The 18,706-nt window shown below is 59.6% G+C and carries 15 protein-coding genes; 13 read left to right on the top strand and 2 right to left on the bottom strand.

All coding sequences use genetic code 11. The annotated features are described in order from the left end of the window. Nucleotides 1-9: 9 nt before the first annotated feature. Nucleotides 10-783: an ABC transporter ATP-binding protein gene (locus tag SIN04_RS10225; protein ID WP_244605763.1), complete on the bottom strand. Its 774-nt coding sequence runs from the start codon at nucleotides 781-783 to the stop codon at nucleotides 10-12. Then, entirely contained in the window at nucleotides 771-2,066 is a 1,296-nt protein-coding gene (locus SIN04_RS10220) for an ABC transporter substrate-binding protein (protein WP_174511173.1), read from the bottom strand. Before SIN04_RS10220 ends, SIN04_RS10225 begins: the two co-directional genes overlap by 13 nt. Before the next feature lie 516 nt (nucleotides 2,067-2,582). Between SIN04_RS10220 and SIN04_RS10215 the strand changes: the two genes are divergently transcribed. From SIN04_RS10215 to SIN04_RS10155, 13 genes are all read left to right on the top strand, one after another. After that, the gene (locus SIN04_RS10215) at nucleotides 2,583-3,242 is read left to right on the top strand and encodes a response regulator (protein ID WP_134488857.1); all 660 of its coding nucleotides are present in this window, start codon (nucleotides 2,583-2,585) and stop codon (nucleotides 3,240-3,242) included. 13 nt (nucleotides 3,243-3,255) lie between these two features. Then, entirely contained in the window at nucleotides 3,256-4,812 is a 1,557-nt protein-coding gene (locus SIN04_RS10210) for a hybrid sensor histidine kinase/response regulator (RefSeq protein ID WP_341264419.1), read from the top strand. A gap of 184 nt (nucleotides 4,813-4,996) precedes the next feature. Further along, nucleotides 4,997-6,187, top strand: a complete 1,191-nt coding sequence (locus SIN04_RS10205) for an ABC transporter substrate-binding protein (protein ID WP_244605761.1) — start codon at nucleotides 4,997-4,999, stop codon at nucleotides 6,185-6,187. Nucleotides 6,188-7,063: 876 nt separating this feature from the next. After that, nucleotides 7,064-8,560 (top strand): carbohydrate porin, encoded by a 1,497-nt coding sequence (locus SIN04_RS10200; protein ID WP_341264418.1) that lies wholly within the window; start codon nucleotides 7,064-7,066, stop codon nucleotides 8,558-8,560. 357 nt (nucleotides 8,561-8,917) lie between these two features. Continuing rightward, nucleotides 8,918-10,228, top strand: coding sequence for a transporter substrate-binding domain-containing protein (locus tag SIN04_RS10195; RefSeq protein ID WP_134488851.1), 1,311 nt, complete (start codon nucleotides 8,918-8,920; stop codon nucleotides 10,226-10,228). Nucleotides 10,229-10,416: 188 nt separating this feature from the next. Next, nucleotides 10,417-11,313 (top strand): urea ABC transporter permease subunit UrtB, encoded by an 897-nt coding sequence (gene urtB, locus SIN04_RS10190; protein WP_134488849.1) that lies wholly within the window; start codon nucleotides 10,417-10,419, stop codon nucleotides 11,311-11,313. Between the two features lie 49 nt (nucleotides 11,314-11,362). Further along, nucleotides 11,363-12,475 carry an ABC transporter permease subunit gene (locus SIN04_RS10185; RefSeq protein WP_134488847.1) on the top strand — a complete coding sequence of 371 codons (1,113 nt, stop codon included), beginning with the start codon at nucleotides 11,363-11,365 and terminating at the stop codon, nucleotides 12,473-12,475. 1 nt (nucleotide 12,476) lies between these two features. Then, entirely contained in the window at nucleotides 12,477-13,217 is a 741-nt protein-coding gene (gene urtD, locus SIN04_RS10180) for an urea ABC transporter ATP-binding protein UrtD (RefSeq protein WP_134488845.1), read from the top strand. Nucleotides 13,218-13,219: 2 nt separating this feature from the next. Continuing rightward, complete coding sequence (urtE, locus tag SIN04_RS10175) at nucleotides 13,220-13,918, top strand: urea ABC transporter ATP-binding subunit UrtE (RefSeq protein ID WP_134488843.1); 699 nt, start codon at nucleotides 13,220-13,222, stop codon at nucleotides 13,916-13,918. Between the two features lie 31 nt (nucleotides 13,919-13,949). Then, on the top strand, nucleotides 13,950-14,390 hold the full coding sequence (locus SIN04_RS10170) for a N,N-dimethylformamidase, small subunit (protein ID WP_134488841.1): 441 nt from the start codon (nucleotides 13,950-13,952) through the stop codon (nucleotides 14,388-14,390). Between the two features lie 54 nt (nucleotides 14,391-14,444). Continuing rightward, nucleotides 14,445-16,877 carry a N,N-dimethylformamidase beta subunit family domain-containing protein gene (locus SIN04_RS10165; protein WP_134488839.1) on the top strand — a complete coding sequence of 811 codons (2,433 nt, stop codon included), beginning with the start codon at nucleotides 14,445-14,447 and terminating at the stop codon, nucleotides 16,875-16,877. A 22-nt stretch (nucleotides 16,878-16,899) separates the two neighbouring features. Then, a complete protein-coding gene (locus SIN04_RS10160) occupies nucleotides 16,900-18,015 on the top strand; it encodes a hypothetical protein (protein ID WP_341264417.1) in 1,116 nt (371 codons plus the stop codon). Continuing rightward, complete coding sequence (locus SIN04_RS10155; protein WP_134488835.1) at nucleotides 18,012-18,704, top strand: tetratricopeptide repeat protein; 693 nt, start codon at nucleotides 18,012-18,014, stop codon at nucleotides 18,702-18,704. Before SIN04_RS10160 ends, SIN04_RS10155 begins: the two co-directional genes overlap by 4 nt. Nucleotides 18,705-18,706: the final 2 nt, after the last annotated feature.

Genomic DNA, 18,706 nt, shown 5'->3' with positions numbered 1-18,706 from the left:
CATCGCGCCTCATTCCAGCGCTCCCTCTTCGACATTTTCGAAATAGGCTGCGTGCACGCGCGGATCAGCGAGGATGTCCTTGAGCGAGCCTTGCGAAATGATCTCTCCGGCGTCCATCACCATCACGCGGTCGGCGATGGTTTCCAGAAGCTCGATGCGGTGTTCGACGATGATAATTGCAACCTCCATTTCCTTGGAGAGAAGGCGGATCAGGTGATCGATCTCGTCGACTTCCGAATTAATCAGTCCCGCGGCTGGCTCATCCATCAAGAGGAGGGGAGGGCGGCGCATCAACAGACAGGCGAGGAGAAGCTTGCGGCGGTTCAGCGTTTCGAGTTGAGACGTTGGCTCGTCATCGCATACGCGCAGGCCGACAAGTTCGGCGCCATATTCGGCGTCGAAGCGAGTGAGATATGGCTTATAGGCCTGACGCGCCGCTTTGAACGTCTCGCCGACGGTGAGTTCGTCTGGCACGACAGGCGTCTGGTAGGTCCGCCCGACGCCAAGCCGCGCGCGTGCGTGCAACGGCAGGCGCGTGATGTTCTCGCCCTTGAACAGAACCTCGCCGCTCTTTGGCTGGATACGGCCGGACAAGACTTCAAACAGGCTGGTCTTGCCGGCTCCGTTCGGGCCTATGACGCCGAGCACTTCACCACGGCGCACGTCGAGGCTGACGCCGTGAAGAATCTGCCGCCCGCCGAGATCGAGATGGATGTTCCGGCATGCAAAAAGCGGGGCGCCCGCGTTGCCTGCGCCGGATAGCGCCATTGTCATCCCCACCATGGCGCCGGCTGCAGTTTCGATTGCTTGATGTCGTAGGGATAGATGATCTTGTGCTCGGCGTTCTGAACCTGGACGTAGAGCTGGCTCATGCCCTTTTCGAGCTCTGACGCCGAGACGGGATGTCCGTCGTCCGGATAGTGGGCGGCTTCCTGATATTCGTTGCGCATGTCCATGTAGCCGCAGACGCCGCGATAGGGGTTGGCGCGCACCCAGTCGCACACCGCCTTGAAGTTCGAGGGATCTCCCGTCGCCTCCCATGCGGCTTTCAGATAATGCGCGATGTCATAGCCGTTGCCGGTGTAGACGAGCCCCATGACGCCGGGAAAGCGCTTCTTGTATTTGGCGCGGAAGGCGTTGCCGCGTTCATCGGCGTAGACGCCGAGCACGGTGCTCCAGCAAAAGCCATTGGCGGCTTCGCCGGCGAGCGTCAGGAATTCCGGTTGGGAGGGGCCATATTGCAGATAGACGAGCGAGTCCTTCACCGGATCGGCGACGAATTGCTTGCAGAAAGCTGCATATTCGGCCGCGACCCAATGGTCGATCATGATCGCACCCGCGTCGGTCTGCTTGAGCTTTTCGATGACGGGACTCCAGTCCTGCACCGGAAATTGAATGTCCGTGACCGCGGCGAGCTCAAAGTTGCTGTTCTTCAGCGCCTGCTGCGCCGCCTTGGAGATGGTCTGGCAGTAGGCGACCTGCTCCTGAACAATGTGGACCTTGCGATTCTTTGGCTTCCAGGCGCCGGAGTCCTCCATGGCCTTGAGCCAGACCGGATAGGTGTAGCCGTAGTGAACTTCCGACGGATCGGTCTGGAAGATATGGCTGTATTTCGTGGGATTGGCCTTGAACGCCTCGGTGGCGGCGCGCTGCGTGTTGCCCTGCAGGTAGGGGCATTTGTATTTGGCCGAGGCGTCCATCGCAGGGATTGGAACGAAGAGGAAAGCGTTGGAGATCGCATCCACCTTTGCGTCAACGCAGGCTGCGATGGCCTGCTGGCAGCTTTCGGGAGAGAGCTTGTCGACGTCCGTGACGAAGAGCTTCAGCGGGCGACCGAGAATGCCTCCGGCGGCGTTGATCTCCTCCATCGCGAGAGTCGTGCCGTTGAGATGGTCGAGATCGTCGGCGACGCCGGCCGCCGCGGTTTGTGAGGTCGGCACGCCCAGTACGATCGGCTTCGAGTCGAGCGCGAAGCCTTTGGAAATATAAGGAGCGGGAAATATCGTCGCCGCCGCCCCCGCGGCTGCGCTGAGTACGACCTCTCTCCGATTGATCTTTCGAACCATATCCCTACCCCTCTTGTGGAATGTTTGTTTGTGGCGTGCGCGCGCTTCCTCTTTTTGGGAGGCCGGCCCGGAGCTAGCCAATATGTCCTAATGCTGATTGTATGTTGTTGCTGTTTCGTCTAGGATGTTAAGTGGCTGGCGCTTGCAGCGTCAAGCAAAAGCTTGCGTAGTGATGAAAAATATTTCTTATGAAGCAATGATAGCCGCAATGTGCGCCAGTGTGCCTAAAATTCATCCGACGTTCGATGGGGATTCGGGATTTGGCTGGACGCGCCTCGCCACATGTGTCTAGTTGGAATGCCTAGATGTTTGGACAGATTACGCTTTTGGGTCAGCCGGTTTTTAGTCTTTTTATGGCTGGGACCTATGTTCGCCGAGGGCCTCGAGCGCGCTTTTCGGTCGCGGCCTGCTATGATAGAAACCACAACGTTCAGCGCGCAAATGATGCGGTGAGTCGCACGCCTTTGTCGTCTTCGGCTCCGCGCCCCAGCTTTGAGCGCCTTTGAGACCTATAAGATGAAAGTTCTGATCGCTGACGATCACTGGGTCGTGAGAGAATCACTGAAACAGGTCATGCAACGTCTGCAAAAGCAGCTCGCCGTCTTCGAAGCTGCGACCTTCGACGAAGCGATCACGACCTTGCGCGAGCATCCCGACATGGACCTCTTGCTTGTCGATCTCATCATGCCCGGTTTTGACGCATTCACGGGCCTGCATAGGCTGAGAACCGAGTTTCCCGAGGTGCCGATCGTCGTCGTTTCAGTGCATGAGGATGTCGAGCACGTCATTCGTTCGGTCGAGCAGGGCGTTATCGGCTATATCCCGAAGTCGGCCAGCGGCGCCGAGGTCGAGCGCGCATTCGAACGCGTTCTCGCGGGCGAAGTCTCATTTCCGCGCCGGATTATCAAACAATCCTCGAACGGGGCGCAGCGCGCGGCGCCGGATGCGGCGGGGGAGCCCAGCGTCGATCTGCTCACCAATCGGGAGCGTGACGTCCTTTCGCTGCTCGGAAAAGGCTATTCGGTCAAGCGGATCGCCTGCGATCTCAGCCTGACGAGCCATACGGTTCGCGTGCACCTTGGCAATATGATGAAGAAACTCGGGCTTGAGGATCGCTCGGCGACGATCCACTACGCTGTCAATGTGGTCAATGACGCGAAGTTGAGCGAACGCTGAAGGGACGGGTGGAGTGAGGGTCGACGCGGCGTCGCAGGTTGAGAAGGACGCGCAGCAAGCCGCCTCTGACGCGCTCGCCGGCGGCCTCGACGCCATTGCGACGGGAATCGCAATTTGGGGGAGCGATCGGCGTCTGCGCTACGCAAACCGGCCGTTCTGCGACTCATTCGGTTCAGGCGGTGAGGTGCTGGGCAGCGGCATCCTGTTCGCTGATTATCTGCGCCGCGTCGCGCGGTCGAACGAATGGCTCCTTCCCGTCTTAAGCGACGCATGGATCGCCGGCGAGGACGCCGAGTTCGGGGCCGACAAACAAAGCGAGGTCGCCCTGGCTGACGGGCGAACCCTTGACGTCGTGCAGAAGCCTATCGCCGGCGGCGGCATGGCCCTCACCATCCATGACATCTCGAAGGCGAAACAGAACGAACGCGCTCTGCGGCAGGCGAAGGAACAGGCGGAGACGACGGATCAGGCGAAATCGCGGTTCCTGCGCGCGGCGAACCACGATCTCCGGCAACCTCTCGCCACTTTGCGAATCCTAATCTATAATTGCATGAGCGAGGAGGATAAGAGCCGGCGCGACGACATGCTCCACGTGATGGAGATCGCCGTCTCAATCATGGAGGATTTGCTCGGCTCCCTGCTGCAGATCGGACAGCTTGACGCTGGCCAGATTCTACCGCGCGTGACGACTTTCCAGCTTGTCGATCTCTTCCAGCGTCTTGACGTTCAGTTCCGGCATCTTGCGGCCGAGAAGGCGCTCGACCTCCGCTTCGTCGCGCCCCGAGGCGCCGTGACCTCGGACAAGGCGCTGCTCGAGCGCATTCTTAGCAATTTCGTCGCCAACGCCATCCGCTACACTGATTATGGCGGAATCGTCGTCGGCTGCCGGCATGTCGGGCGCTCGTTGCGCATTGAGGTCTGGGATACCGGCCGCGGCGTCGAGGCCGAGCATTTGCCGCGCATCTTCGATGAGTTCTACAAGGCGCCGGACGCGACGCGAGCGAAGAAGATGGGCCTCGGGCTCGGACTGAACATCGTGAAGCGCCTCGCCATTCTCCTGAAACATGAAGTGACGGTGCGCTCCATTCCCGGTCGCGGAACCGTGTTCGCGGTGGTTGTTCCGCTCGGCAATGTTTGGCACAGCGCCATCGGCGAACCGGAAATCAGCGAGATGCTCGGCGGCGAGTTCGTCGGCGTATCGACGCTTCTCATCGAGGACGACGACGTGCTGCGCCGGGCCATGAAGGAGCTGCTGGAGCGCTGGGGCGTCGACGTTCACGCCGTCGAAGGCAAGGCCCAGGCGCTACGCCTGCTGCATGAGGAAAACCTCGATCCAAAGCTCATCATCGCCGATTACAATCTGCGCGGCCAATATGGCACCTCGATCATCCGCGCCGCCCGCGAGATCCTCGGCAGGCCAGTGCCGGGCATCATCGTTACCGCTGATACGGATCCGCGTGTGATCGCGCAGGTGAAGGCGGAGGGCTTTCCCGTGCTCATCAAGCCCGTCAGTCCACCCCGCCTTCGCGTTCTCATGCACAATCTTCTCTTCGAACCCGGCCTGATCTAAGCGCTGTTTCCGAAAACTGGACGCCGGCGTTCGGATGAAGATGACGCCAAATCAAAAAATGCGAGGCAAGGTCGGATTGGCGCGCCAGCGCAACCTTGCTGAGCGCCCAGGATCGCAGTCGTAGCCAACGGTCGTCAAAGCCATGTCAACATCACCTCAAGGCGCACCAATACCGATCGGCAGCATGGTGCCTCTCTCCGGGCCCTCCGCGGCCGACGGCGCCGAATTCCGCAAGGGAGTCATGCTTGCCGTCGAGGAGGTCAATGCGCGCGGCGGCATCTATGGGCGGCCGCTCAGTCCGGTGTTCGTCGACACCAAGCATCAGAGCGCGGATGAGGTTGTCGCCGCGGCGCGAAAGCTGATCGAGCTTCACAACGTCCATGCGATCATCAACGGCTACAATATCGGGCCGCAGAATTCCGAATATGAACCGATCGCCGACGCAGGCATCATCTATATTCATCACAATACGCTCTTGCAGCACCACGATACGATCCTCAGCGATCCGGATCGCTATTTCGGTTGCTTCATGGGGGACCCAGCTGACTATTGGTACGGCCAGGGCTTCATCAAATTCATTTCATGGCTGCGCGACAGCGGACAATGGAAGCCTCAATCGAACCGCATCGCGATCATTTCCGGATCAAAGCCCTATAGCATCGTTATCGCCAACGCCATGGCGGCGGCGGCGGCGCAGTTTGGCTGGAAACTCGCCTTCGGCCCCCATATCGTCGCGACGCCGACCACCGACTGGCGCGACGTTCTGGCGCAGGTGCGCGCCGTCAAACCCGCGGTCATCGCCAATACGCATTTCTACGCCGGCGACCTCGCCTCCTTCCAGCTCCAGTTCATGGAGCAGCCGACCAACAGCATCGTCTATCTGCAATATGGCGCGATGCATCAGTCCTTTGTCGACATCGCGCAGGACAAGGCCGTGGGCGTCATCGTCAGCACCGTCATCGGCCTGTTGCGCGATGACATCGGCCAACGCTTCGCGCGGCGCTACATCCAACGGTTTGGCGAGGGCTCGACGCCGCAGGTCGGCTGTCAGTCCTATAGCGCTGTCCATCATTATGCGATTGCAGCCTGCATCGCCGGCGGCGCCGGCGCCCCCGGCGCGTTCGATCAGAACCGCGCAGTCGCCCGCGCCCTCCGCGAGACGATCTATCGCAGCGTCGCCGGCATCATCCGGTATCATCCCGACTGGCAGGCCGCCGCGCCCTATCCCGACTATGTCCATGATCCTTCCCTCGGGCTGCCGCATCTTTTTTATCAGATCCAGGACTGGAAGAAGGGGGCTTTGGCGCTCATCGCTCCCGAACCTTATAATACGGAGCGCTTCGTCGCGCCCCCATGGATATCGCCCGATTCCTGAACGGCGGCGCGCCCCGATGCGCCCATCTTCACACGGTCGCGAACATGATGCGCCGCGCTGAGGGAAATGCATCAATTTAAGCAATTGCGATAAACTTGGGCAGCCGTTTGTCGGCAGGCGCCGGCCACTGCGTTTAACCGAACGCTTTTCCCCAAAGCTGGCTGATGATCTCACAAGCCCGCGCAGGCCCTGATGAATGGGGCGCGTCAATCCCCGCCGGATTTCAAAGGGCGGCCTTCGATCCGGTCTGAAGATCCAAAGGGCCGAGACATAAATTGCGATTTTCTCATCAAGCCAAGTCTTACGTTTTCCGTCCGAAGCGGCGGCGCAAGGCGGTCCGGTTTGACGGACGATCAAGCTTCGCCAGCGCCCGGCAAATAAGCAGATGCGCCAACTCATCCTCCGCCCCGCGAGTAGGCGGAAGGTCCAATCGAACGGCACGGTTTCTGCTTTGCTCTCGAACAATAAATGATGCGAAAATATCACTCTTAGGAATATTTGTTTATTCGGACATTGACAGTCTCCGCTTCGTACATCAAGCCTTAGACGTATCAGACAGAAAGGCTAGGAATATAAGGGTCAGTAAAGAGTAGATGTTTTGACTAGGAATCGGGGGGCTCGCTGAGTTTAAATTGAGCTGTCGATCGGCCTGCGAGACAAGGGCGCGCCTATAGCTGTGATGTCTCTTCAAACGAGATGCGCGGTGGATATTGAGCGACTTCCGGCTCCGGCGAACTGCATGAGCGATGCGGCTTTGCCGCGCTTTGGTGAATGAATTTCCCAGCGATGGGGTTGCGAAGCCGAGTCCAGACTCGGATGCGAGCTGGCTAACGGATCGGGATGAGATCTCGGTCCGGCTAATTTCAGGAGTAGAGAATGTCGAATACAACTGCTTCTGGCGGATCGTCTCCGCCGACGTTGACGCGAAAGTCGGAGGCCGCCGCGCCGGCGCATAAACGACGGGGGCGCTCAGGCGTCGTCGCTGGATTGACCGCCGCGGCCTTTTTGGGTTTGGCGTCGGGCGCGTTGGCTCAGGAGGGAGTCGGTCAGGCGGCGCCCGGCGCGAATCCGCAGGACGTCAATCCCAATCTCGTGGTTGGTCTCGAGAAGCCGGTTGTCAAGCCAGGGTTCAATGGGCCTCTGGCCTCGATTTTCGCCCCTCTGGCGGCGGAAGGCTACACGTTTCATGCGCTCGCGCTGGACTTCGTTCAGGGCAACCCAAGCGCCGGACTGGTGACGGGCCGCTATTCGAACTCCGCCTACTTCATTGTGGGCGGCGACGCGGATCTCGGCAAAATCATGGGCCTGCAAGGAACCTCGCTTCATTATGAGAACACGTTCTTCGGCATCGTCGAAAACCTGAATCTCGCGCCGCAGATTGGCGATAGTCTCGTTGGCTATCAACCTCCCTACACGCCGGCGAGTGCTTGGTTGTCCATCATGACCCTGGAGCAGAAGCTCTTCGATGATCATCTCGACATCGAAATCGGCAAGACCCATCCGGACCGCTATTACGCTCTGCCCAACTGTAATTCCATCAACAGCTGCTTCCAGGACATTCTCTATCTTAATGCGGGCTGGACCTCACCGCAGCGCGGCGTGTGGGGCGGCAATGTGAGCTACAAGTTCGACGGGCCGGTCTACGCCGAGGCCGGCGTGTTTTCCGGGAGCCCTGGAACGAATTATCAGACGGGTTACAGGTGGTTCAACCAGGAAGATCCGCAGGGCGTGATCGCCATGGGCGAGATCGGCTGGAAGACCACCTTTGCAACCAACCCATACCCGGGCACTTATTCGTTCACCGGCTTCTATAATTCGCAGAGCCATGTCGATAATAATGTCGCGACGGCGTTTGGCGTGACCAACACCAAGAACGGAACGTCCGGCGTGGTCCTTCAGGGTGACCAGGTTGTCTGGCGGGCCGATGGTGGAACTGAGAAGAATCTAACTCCAACCGCTATTTCGCTCTACGGCAGCGCCGGCTTCGCCCTCGATTCGACAGTGCCGGTTTCCAGCAGCGTTTACGTCGGCGCAAAGCTCAGTTCGCCATTCGCCGGCAGGCCGGGCGACAATTTCGGTATCAAATTCAACTGGGAGCAACTCAACCCAAATTATAACGCGTATCTCTCCGCGGCCAATTTCGTCGCCGGCGGCACAGGGGCTCCGTTCAATCGGAACAAATATGTCATCGAGGCGAATGCTCACCTCGCGCTCCCTGCAGGCATGGCCTTCGAGCCGGTCTTTCAGTATGTAATCAACCCCAACAGCTTCTGGAACCCGAGCACGGTCACACGCCCCAAGGACGGCGTCTATATTGGCGGAACCTTTGTTGTTCCGCTTGGCGTTCTCCTTGGCATCGCCGCTCCGACCTGATCGCCCTCTAATTTCTCAGGTGAAACTAATCAGCCGGCGAGCGCGCGCTCGTCGGCTGTTTTTTTGCAAAGAGTACGTGTCCGCCCAAGCCGGCTCAAGCGCGCCGTTGCAGCAGGCGCCTATAGAACGTGCAATACGCCTAATCAATAGAGCTAGATGAATATTAGGCGTGCAAAGAAGCGACCGGCGGGTGTGTAGATTATTTTTGACGGAATACGCTAATCGTAAGATCCGGAAAATGATCTAATTCCAGGAAAAAGTATTGACGAAAGGTCTAGGTTTTCCTATAAAGCAAATATGTTCACTGCAAGTGAAAAATTGAGCAGTGTGCGCATTTCGTAGCCATTGGGAGATCCTATGGATCAGTCTCGCCGCAAATTCCTCAAGACCACGTCACTGGCAGCCGCCGCCATTGCTGCGCCGAACATCTGGATCCCGATGGCGGGCGATGCTTGGGGCGCGACCCTCAAAAAGGGCGAGCCCATCAAGGTCGGGCTCCTCTTTTCGCTGACCGGCGGCCTTGCCGTGCCGGAGGAGGATTCCACGCTCGTCATGCAATACGCCATCGATGAGATAAACAAGAGCGGCGGCGTAGCCGGACACGAAATCGAGCCGGTCATCGTCGACGCGAAATCGGATTTCAATGTGTATTCGGAGAAGACCAAAGAGCTGATCCTACGCAACAAGGTCATCGCGATTTTCGGCTGTTACACCTCGGCGAGCCGCAAGGCGATCCTGCCGACGGTCATGTCGCAGAACAGTCTGCTTTACTACCCGACCTGTTATGAGGGAGCCGAGTGCAGTCAGAACGATATCTGCACGGGTCCGCTCGCCAATCAGCATTCGAAAGACCTCATTCCCTTCATGGTCAAGAATTTCGGGAAGAAGGTCTTCTTCGTCGGCTCGAACTACGTCTGGCCGAAGGAATCCAACAAGAATGCGAAGGTCTGGCTGAACGCCGCCGGCGGCGAACTGGTCGGCGAAGAATATATCCCGCTCGGCAGCTCCGAATTTGGGCCGATCCTGAACAAGATCCGTGACGCAAAGCCGGATTTCATCTTCTCGACTGTCGTCGGCGCCTCTGACATCGCTTTCCACAAGCAGTTCAAGCAGGAAGGCTTCAAGGTCGACTCAATGCCGATCGCCTCCCTCACGACCGGGGAGATCGAAACAAGGGCAATGGGGAATGAATTCGGCGCCGGTCACTTCCTGTCCGCGCCCTATTTCCAGGCGCTCGACAATCCCACCAATCACAAATTCGTCGAAGGTTTTTTGAAGAGCAAATACGGCAAGAACGGAGTGACCCACTACAACATGGAGGAGACCTACATTTCGGCCTATGTCTTCAAATATGGCCTTGAGGCCGCGGCCAAGAAGGCCGGCGGCATTGATGGGATAACCTCGAAGATGATCCGCGACGCCAGCGGCGGCGTCAGGGTCGAGGATGGCGTCTCCCCTGAAGGCCTCATCTGGATCGACGACCAGAATTTCAACACATGGCTCAAGCCGAAAATCGGCCAATGCCAGGCTGACGGCAGCTTCAAGATCGTCAAACAGGCGGACGCGCAGGTCGCGCCTGATCCCTATTCGATCTACCCGGACGTCGGCGTCTGCACGCCCACGGGCCTCAAGGCGCCGGACGGAAAGATCCGCGCCAATGTGATCTGAGCCAGGGCGTCATTTGAAGCGCGGCGCGCGCTCCGGATCGACGTTGTATTTCGACCGGGAGGAGCGGAGGTGGCCTATGAGCTCGATGTGATCAGGCTCAAATCGCCACGATCCGGCCCCGGCGGCCCATTGCATTCTCGCCAACCTGCGTTCGCCGCCCGCACGGCGAACGCAATCGGAGACGACTGATGACAGGACATTTCCTATCCGCCGACCTAATCCCAATTTTGAATTCGCTGATCCTGGGTCTCAGCATCGCCAGCATCTGGCTCATTGCTGCGCTCGGACTTGCGATCATCTACGGGACGATCGGCGTGATCAATATGGCGCACGGGGAGTTCATCATGCTCGGCGCCTACACATCATACGCCCTGCAATCATCCGTCGGCCTTCCGTTTCTGCTCTGCATACCGGCGTCCTTCGTGATCGTCGGTTTGATCGGACTGCTCCTGGAGCGGGGGCTGATCCGCTACCTCTATAAGCGGCCTCTCGACACGCTGCTGGCGACATGGGGCGTTTCGCTTGTGCTGACGCAAGTCGTCCGCCTGATCTTCGGCAGCGACCCAAAATACATCGCCGTGCCCGAGATGTTCCAAAGCAATGTTCAAATCGGCTTCGTCAATCTCTCCGTGCTGCGCATCTTCATTTTCGCCCTGACCATCGCGCTCGTCGCCGCGACGGTGTTTCTCTTCTACCGCACGCGGTTCGGAATGCAGGTGCGCGCGGTCATGCAGAACAAGGAAATGGCGGCGTCTTTCGGAATCAACGCCGACCGGGTCTATATGGTGACCTTTGCTATCGGCGCGGGCCTTGCGGGCCTCGCGGGCTCTCTGTTCGGCGTACTGGCTATCGTGTTGCCAACCATGGGAACGGCTTACGTCGTGCAGGCTTTTCTCGTTGTGGTCGTCGGCGGCGGAACGATCATCGGCAGCGTCGTCGCCTCTGGCCTCACCGGCGAACTGCAATCGATCTTCGCTTACGCCACTAGCGACACTTTCGCACGATTTATCCTCTACCTGCTGATCGTCGTTTTCCTTCGCTTCCGCCCAGCGGGATTGTTCGCTCCGGCGAAAGCACGCCGCTAACGTTCAGCGAACAGGCTGGCCCAGATAAGCGCAGGCAGGAAATAATATTATGCCAAATCTATACTACAACAAGACCGCGCAATGGTTTGTCTATGCGCTGCTATTCGTTCTTCTCGCGATCATTCCGTTGACCGTCAGCGACTCGTTTCTGCTCAATCAGTTCGCGACTTACGGCGTCTATGGCATGCTTGCCGTATCCATCAGCCTCGGCTGGGGCTTTGGCGGCATTCTCAATCTCGGACAGGGTATTGCGTTCGGGCTAGCCGCCTATGGCATGGCGATGACGATGCAGATGCAGTCGCAGGACGCGGCCAATCCGATGCCGCCCTTCATGCTCAACAATAGCCTCGACCATTTGCCTGCGCTTTGGATCCCTTTCCAGAGTACGACTTTCGGAATTATTCTCGCCCTGGTGGTGCCGACCCTTTTCTACGTCTTTTTCGGCAGCCTGATGTTCCGCGCAAGAGTATCGGGTCCTTTCATCGCAATCATGACGCTCGCCATGCTCAGTGCGCTCTACACCCTGATCCTTGACGTTCAGCCCTATACAAACGGGGCGAATGGCATAACGCCGCCGGCGCCGCTCAAGATTTTTGGCGCTGACATCGATCCCTACAGCGCCGTCAGCTACTGGATCGTCTATGGGTTTTTGTTGCTGACGACGGTCGGCGGCAAGCTGCTGACGCAAAGCAAATTCGGGCTTGTGACACAGTCGCTGCGCAGTGATCCCGAGCGCGTCCGCTTTCTTGGCTATAACGTCGCCTCCTACGAGACTGTGATCTATGCGCTGTCCGGCCTCATCGCGGCGATCGCGGGCTGCTGCTCGGTGATGCTGGTGCAATATGTTTCTCCGGCTCAGCTCGACGTGAATTTCAGCATCGGAATGGTCATCTGGGCCGGCATAGGCGGCCGTTTTTCGCTGATCGGGTCTATGCTCGGCGCCTTCATCATCCAGGGCGGCCAAAGCTATCTCGGCGACCAGTTCCTGGCGACATGGCTGCTGCTCCTCGGCGGATTCTTCATCCTGGTCGTGCGTTTCCTTCCCAAGGGGCTCGCGGGTTTGCTGGAGCAGGCGCTTGGCTCGCTGAGCGCCCGCTTTGCTCCGCAACGCGTCAGACGGCCGCTCCGCGCTGCGGACGCGCCCAGCAAATTGGAGGCATGAGATGGGCGTCCTCGACATCCACCATCTGCATAAGAGCTTCGGCGGCACCAAGGTGATCAATGATTTCAGCCTGGAAGTGACGGAACTCACCTTATGTTGTCTCGTCGGCCCGAACGGCGCGGGCAAAACCACCACCATGGATCTGATCACCGGCCGGCAGAAGCCGACGTCGGGTCAGATCATCCTGCGCAACGAAGACATCACCGGCCTCGGCGAGCATGAGATCGCGCGCCTTGGCATCGGCCGCAAGTTTCAGGTGCCGGCTGTGTTTCGCGATCTCACGGTGCGCCAAAACCTGGAGGTGGCCTTCAGTCGCGAAGTCAATCCTTTCAAGAACATGTTCTCCATGCGGCCTTCCGGTCTCAAAGCGAAGCTCGATGAGGTGTTGAGCGTCACAGGGCTTGGCGCGCGCATTGATACCGAGGCCGGAACGCTCTCGCACGGGGAGACGCAATGGCTCGAGATCGGCATGGTGCTTATGCAGGATCCGGCAATTCTCCTTCTCGATGAACCGGTCGCGGGAATGACTGAGGCGGAGATCGAGAAGACCGTGGGCATTCTGAACGAGCTGAAGAAAACCAACACGCTGATCGTCGTCGAGCATGACATGGCCTTCGTCCGGTCGATCGCGGACGTCGTCACCGTCATGCATATGGGCAGCCTCCTGGCGCAAGGCTCGATCGAGGAGATGGAAGCCAATGAACGGGTGCGCGAGGTCTATCTCGGCGATCCGGAGGATTAGAGATGCTTTTGGGACTCAATCAAGTCACGTCCTATTACGGCAAAACGCCGATTCTCAAGGATATTGGATTTGATCTTGAGGAAGGCCAATGCCTTTGCGTGCTCGGACGCAATGGCGTCGGCAAGACGACTCTGCTGCGCACGATCATGGGGCTGACGGATAGAATGTCTGGCGGGATCCAGATCTCCGGGGACGACATCAGCAAAGCCCCGACCTATCAGCGCGCGAAATATGGTCTTGGCTATATCCCTCAAGGGCGTCAAATCCTTTCGAATTTCACCGTGAAGGAAAACATACTTCTTGGCACCTTCGCACGCAGCGACGGGCTGTCGGAAGTGCCGCCGCTTTGCCTTAGCCTGTTTCCCTATCTTGCTCAAAATCTCGACAAGCGGGCAGGGCTTCTTTCGGGCGGCCAACAACAGCAACTCGCGATCGCGCGCGCGCTTGCCACAAATCCCAAGATCCTGCTGCTGGACGAGCCAACAGAAGGGATTCAACCAAACATCGTGCACGAGATCGGTCAGACGCTGCGGCGCCTCAATACCGAATTCGGCATCACGCTCATTCTGACGGAGCAGCACATCAAGGTCGCGCGCAAACTCGGCGATGCGTTTTTGATGATGGAGAACGGACGCATCGTCGCTCGGGGACCCATCGCGGAGATGACGGACGAGCTGGTCGAGCGACACATGACCATCTGAGACATACCTATTCCGACAGGAGGAATCGATCATGCAACCAATACCAAAAAAGGGAACCCCGGAGCGCCAGCGCCTGATCGACGAGCACAAAGCGTGCGTTGAGTCGATGAAGGGCGTGGCGGGCTTTTCGGTGTTGAAATGCGAGACCCCCGGGGACACGACGACGGTAGGGGGCGGCTTCTACGACGACCCGCTGCTGCGTCGCGTTCTCCTTCGCATGCGGGGTGAAAGCCCGAAGGGCAAACTTATCGTGATCTGCACGAAAGTGGATAAGGAGTGGCGCATTGCGCGTCTCAGCGGCATCCGCGGCGTGCCGCCGAAGTTTATCGACGACACGGTTTATGCTGACGAGCAGGAGATCCAGCACACGATCTTTTTGATGCGTCTTGAGGAGCTGTCGGAAAGCTACGGCATGCCCGACGACTTCAACGAGGGGTGGAAGCGCAGGGACGATAATTGGCCGGTGACGTGAATGACGCCGCCTTTCCCAACGCCCTCTCACAAAAGCAAAGTTTTGGAGTAGATGATGACATTCATGAGGCTGACGGGCTACGCCGACAAATTCAGCGTGCATCCCGGCGACACCATCAAATTCTATGTGAATTGCGACGGCCCAGCCGAATACACGGCCGAGATCGTGCAGATGATCAATGGCGACACCAATCCGCGCGGTCCGGGCTACATAGATAAGCCGATCCTCGCGGACGTTAACAAGACCTACAAAGGCCGCAAACAGATCATTCACGGCGGATCTTATGGCTACGTCCCAGACGCAAGGCCGTTTCATGTGGAGAGTTTCACGCTGCAATGCTGGATCTGGCCGACGGCGCCAAAGACCCATCCGCAATATTGGAAGCATGGCGCGCAAGGTCTCGTCACGAAATGGTCGAATGATTGCGGCTATGGACTCTTCATCAATGAGGACGGCTGTCTCGAGCTGCGCATCAATGAGCATCGCATCACGACGGGCGCGCCGATCCGTGATCACGCCTGGCATTTTGTCGCCGCGACCTTCGACGTCGCTACCGGCGCCGTCACGCTCTATCATGAGCCGCAGGTCGCCTATGCGCTCGACCCCGTCATTGAGCCGGTCGAGACCACTTTGAACGTGGCGATCAGCCATGCGCCGGTCCCGGTCGCGCTTGGAGCCTATGTCGAGGCGCTTGCGCCCGACGATCCGCTCGCCGCCTCGTCGAAGCCCGCCGGCGTCGTCTTCACAGGCAAATACAATGGCAAGATCGATAGCCCGCGCATCTGCAATAAAGCTCTTTCGCGGCAGGACATCGAGAGCATGAAGCTCGGCGCGCAGCCGGGACTGACGGAGCGCCGCAACAGCGGCCCGAGCGGGCGCCTGTCGGAGACGATCGTCGCCGCCTGGAATTTCTCGAAAGGCATAGACACCATCGTCGCGACGGACGAGGGCCCCTACCGGCTGGATGCGCAGCTCGTCAACTGTCCCAATCGCGGGATGACCGGCTACAATTGGTCGGGAACCAAGTTCGACTGGAAGCACGCGGCGGAAGAATATGGCGCGATCAGCTTTCACGACGACGACGTCGATGACGCGCGATGGTCATCGGATTTCGAGTGGACTGTGCCGCCGAGCGGAATCAAGAGCCGCTTCTACGCTGTCAAGCTGACGACCGCCGAGGGCGACGAGGAGTTCATACCTTTCTGGGTCGTGCCCCGCGTTGGCGAGGAGACTTCAAAAATCGCGGTTATGGTTCCGACGATCAGCTACATGGCTTATGCGAATGAGCATGTCGCCTGCAACGCCGGCGGCGCGGAGCTTTTCGTCTATCGCGTGCCGATCATGCAGCAGCAGAATATGTTCCTGTCGGAGCATCGCGAATATGGCGGCTCGATCTATGATACGCATACCGACGGGACAGGCATTTCGATTTCGTCGCGGCTGCGGCCCATTCTGAGCATCAGGCCGAAATATGATCACTTCCTCGCCCAGGCGCCGTGGCAATATCCAGCCGATCTTCATCTCATCTATTGGCTGGAGACGCTCGGCTATGAGTATGACGTCTTCACGGACGAGGACATCACTTACGACGGTCTCGCGCGGATCGAGAACTACAACGTCATCATCACCGGGTCGCATCCTGAACACAACAGCGGGCCGCAGCTCGACGCGCTTCACAATTATACGCAGCGTGGCGGCCGGCTCATGTATATGGGCGCCGACGCGTGGTACTGGGTGCATTCCTTCCACCCGGCCTATGATCACCTTGGACGCGGCGTCGTCACGGAGATGCGGCGTTGCGAATCCGGCATCCGCACATGGCGCGCCGATCCTGGCGAATATTACCATCAGGGCACGGGAGAGCTCGGCGGCATGTGGCGCTTCCGCGGCCGCTACCTCCACTCCGTCGCCGGCGTCGGCATGTCGTCGGAGGGCTTCGACATATCGAGCTATTTCTCGCGCACGCCGGATAGTCTCGATCCCCGCGTCAGCTGGGCCTTCGAAGGCATCGGCTATGACGAGAAGCTCGGAAATTTCGGACTGGTCGGCGGCGGTGCGGCGGGTCTCGAACTCGATATTGTAGACACGATGCTGGGATCGCCGCCGCACACGCTCGCGGTCGCCACCTCGGCGGGACGCCACACGGAAGCCTATCTTCTGGTGATGGAGGATTTCGGTTTCAATCAACAAGGCACGGATGGCACCACGCATCCTCGTGTGCGCGGCGATATCGCCTATCATGAAACGCCGAATGGCGGCGCCTGCTTCGCGTTTTCGTCGATCGCCTTCTGCGGCTCCTTGCCGTGGAACAATTGCGACAACAATATCTCGAAGCTGGTGAAAAACGTGCTCGATCGCTTCTCGGCCGACGGTCCGCTGCCGGCCCCGCCAGCGGAGGCGATCAAGCATCGCGGCAGAGCCGATTACGATGCAAAGGCGCTGGAGCATCGCAGCCGCAAAGAGCGCGGCGAACCGCTGCCGGCGTAAGGGCGGTGACTTGGAGGATGGCATGATGAACCGCACGGGCGCCGGACTTACCGCTGAGCCGCCGGGCGCCGGATCCGGCCATTCCTTCCAGGAGCGGGCGGTGGGGGACGCCGCCCGCTCCCTTCCTCCACGGGCGTTCCGTTCGCTGGACTTCGCGAACCTTGAGGACGAAGGGATCTGGACGCGCTCATGGGTGTCGATTGGATTCAGTGATGAAATCCTGGCGCCGGGTGATGTGCTGCCATTCACGGTAGGCCGCCACGGGGTTCACGTGGAGCGACAGGCCCACGGCGGTCTCATCGGCCGCTTCAACAAGGCGCAGCACGGCGGGTGTCGCGCTGTGCCGCTGCAGTGCCAGACGGGAGCGAAAACGAAGTGCTCTTTCACCGCCTGTGGATACAGCCGTGACCGCCGTCCGATCACGAGAAGCGCCGCCGATGCGGAGCTGGCGCTCGATCAGTATCTCGGCTTGAGGCCGGAGCGGCTTCTGCCCGTCGCAGTTAGAATGTTCGGCGGCCTCATCTGCGTCAATGTTGATCCATTGGGCGCCGGTGCGCCGAGCTGGCGGGACGCGACGATCGCCGTGGAAGACGTGGCGGCGGCGGAAAAGCGAGGAGCTGAAGCGACGCACTGGCTCGAATTCGACGCCGATTGGAAATTGCTTGCGCATCATCTCGCAGCCGGCGCCGAGGAATCGAGCGGCCCTGACTTTATCCGCACGCTGATTAGGCTCGACAGCGGCGCTCTGGCGGCCGCGACGATTCTGTTTCCGAATGCGATCGTCATCCGGGCGCATGGCCAAACGTGCACCGTCATTCTACAGCCGACGGCGCTTGGGCGCACGCTCTGCCGCATACGCCTTGGCGGAGAGTTTCCGACCGATGACGCATATAGCGCGGCGCTTCGGCTCTGGCTGGGCGAGATCGCGCCACGCCTGTCGGCGGCGGAGGCCGCGCAACTCGCCGCGCGTTTCGACCCGACGGATCGAGAGTCGGAAGAGGCCGAACGCGCGCCGTTGAGAAACGCGGCGGCTCCCGCGGCGTGGCTCCAATCCGTGGTGAATGAAGCCATTCGATCGACTCCGCCGATTGCCGGCGAGGCCTTCTACGCAACATCGCAGACAGGGAGACGAGCATGAGCGCGATTGCAGTAGCGGAGCGCGACGAGGTAGCCGTGGCAGTCGCGGCGTTCAAGTCGGGCGACTATCCGGGCGCCCTTTCGCTCTTCACCACGATGGCCGAGGCGGGCGATATGGAAGCGCAGGCGTGGCTCGGATCCTTCTATGCCAACGGAATTGGGGTCGAGGCGTCGCTACCGACCGCCTTCGCCTGGTATTTGCGCGCCGCTGAACAGGGTCATGTCCAGGCGGCGACCAATGTCGGGGCGATGTTGGCGATGGGGCAGGGAACGCCTCGGGATCGCCCCGCCGGAGCAAAGTGGCTGTCGCGGGCGGCTGAACTTGGCGACCAGATGGCGCAGTATAATCTTGCGACGCTTCTCTCCAAAGGCGATGGGGTTCCTTTGGACAATGAGAGCGCCGCTCAACTCTATCGTCGCGCGGCGGAGGCCGGGCATTATCCCTCGCAGGCGCGGCTTGGCTATTTCTACGCCAATGGCGTAGGCGTTGCAAAGGATCGCGTCGCCGCCTTCGCGTGGCTGTCGCTGGCCGCCCAGCATGGCGTCGGAACCGCGTTGACGGCCCTTGAGGCGCTGATCGCCGACATGTCGGGCGAGGAGAAAAAGCGCGGCCTCGCCCTTGCTCAGCAGCAACGAGGCCGGATGGCGGGCGGAACCGCGCCCGCGACGATCAATCCAATCCCAGGCTGAAT

It is taken from the genome of Methylocella tundrae (assembly GCF_038024855.1).
Taxonomy (GTDB): Bacteria; Pseudomonadota; Alphaproteobacteria; order Rhizobiales; family Beijerinckiaceae; genus Methylocapsa; species Methylocapsa tundrae.
This window is presented reverse-complemented; position numbering and strand designations above follow the sequence as displayed.

What these genes read in the sequence shown, in the direction of transcription:
- SIN04_RS10165 (WP_134488839.1), top strand. Translation starts at nt 14,445, where the DNA reads ATGACATTCATGAGGCTGACGGGCTACGCCGACAAATTCAGCGTGCAT.
- SIN04_RS10155 (WP_134488835.1), top strand. Translation starts at nt 18,012, where the DNA reads ATGAGCGCGATTGCAGTAGCGGAGCGCGACGAGGTAGCCGTGGCAGTC.
- SIN04_RS10185 (WP_134488847.1), top strand. Translation starts at nt 11,363, where the DNA reads ATGCCAAATCTATACTACAACAAGACCGCGCAATGGTTTGTCTATGCG.
- SIN04_RS10205 (WP_244605761.1), top strand. Translation starts at nt 4,997, where the DNA reads ATGGTGCCTCTCTCCGGGCCCTCCGCGGCCGACGGCGCCGAATTCCGC.
- urtB (WP_134488849.1), top strand. Translation starts at nt 10,417, where the DNA reads ATGACAGGACATTTCCTATCCGCCGACCTAATCCCAATTTTGAATTCG.
- SIN04_RS10200 (WP_341264418.1), top strand. Translation starts at nt 7,064, where the DNA reads ATGTCGAATACAACTGCTTCTGGCGGATCGTCTCCGCCGACGTTGACG.
- SIN04_RS10160 (WP_341264417.1), top strand. Translation starts at nt 16,900, where the DNA reads ATGATGAACCGCACGGGCGCCGGACTTACCGCTGAGCCGCCGGGCGCC.
- SIN04_RS10195 (WP_134488851.1), top strand. Translation starts at nt 8,918, where the DNA reads ATGGATCAGTCTCGCCGCAAATTCCTCAAGACCACGTCACTGGCAGCC.
- urtD (WP_134488845.1), top strand. Translation starts at nt 12,477, where the DNA reads ATGGGCGTCCTCGACATCCACCATCTGCATAAGAGCTTCGGCGGCACC.
- SIN04_RS10225 (WP_244605763.1), bottom strand. Translation starts at nt 783, where the DNA reads ATGGTGGGGATGACAATGGCGCTATCCGGCGCAGGCAACGCGGGCGCC.
- SIN04_RS10215 (WP_134488857.1), top strand. Translation starts at nt 2,583, where the DNA reads ATGAAAGTTCTGATCGCTGACGATCACTGGGTCGTGAGAGAATCACTG.
- urtE (WP_134488843.1), top strand. Translation starts at nt 13,220, where the DNA reads ATGCTTTTGGGACTCAATCAAGTCACGTCCTATTACGGCAAAACGCCG.
- SIN04_RS10220 (WP_174511173.1), bottom strand. Translation starts at nt 2,066, where the DNA reads ATGGTTCGAAAGATCAATCGGAGAGAGGTCGTACTCAGCGCAGCCGCG.
- SIN04_RS10170 (WP_134488841.1), top strand. Translation starts at nt 13,950, where the DNA reads ATGCAACCAATACCAAAAAAGGGAACCCCGGAGCGCCAGCGCCTGATC.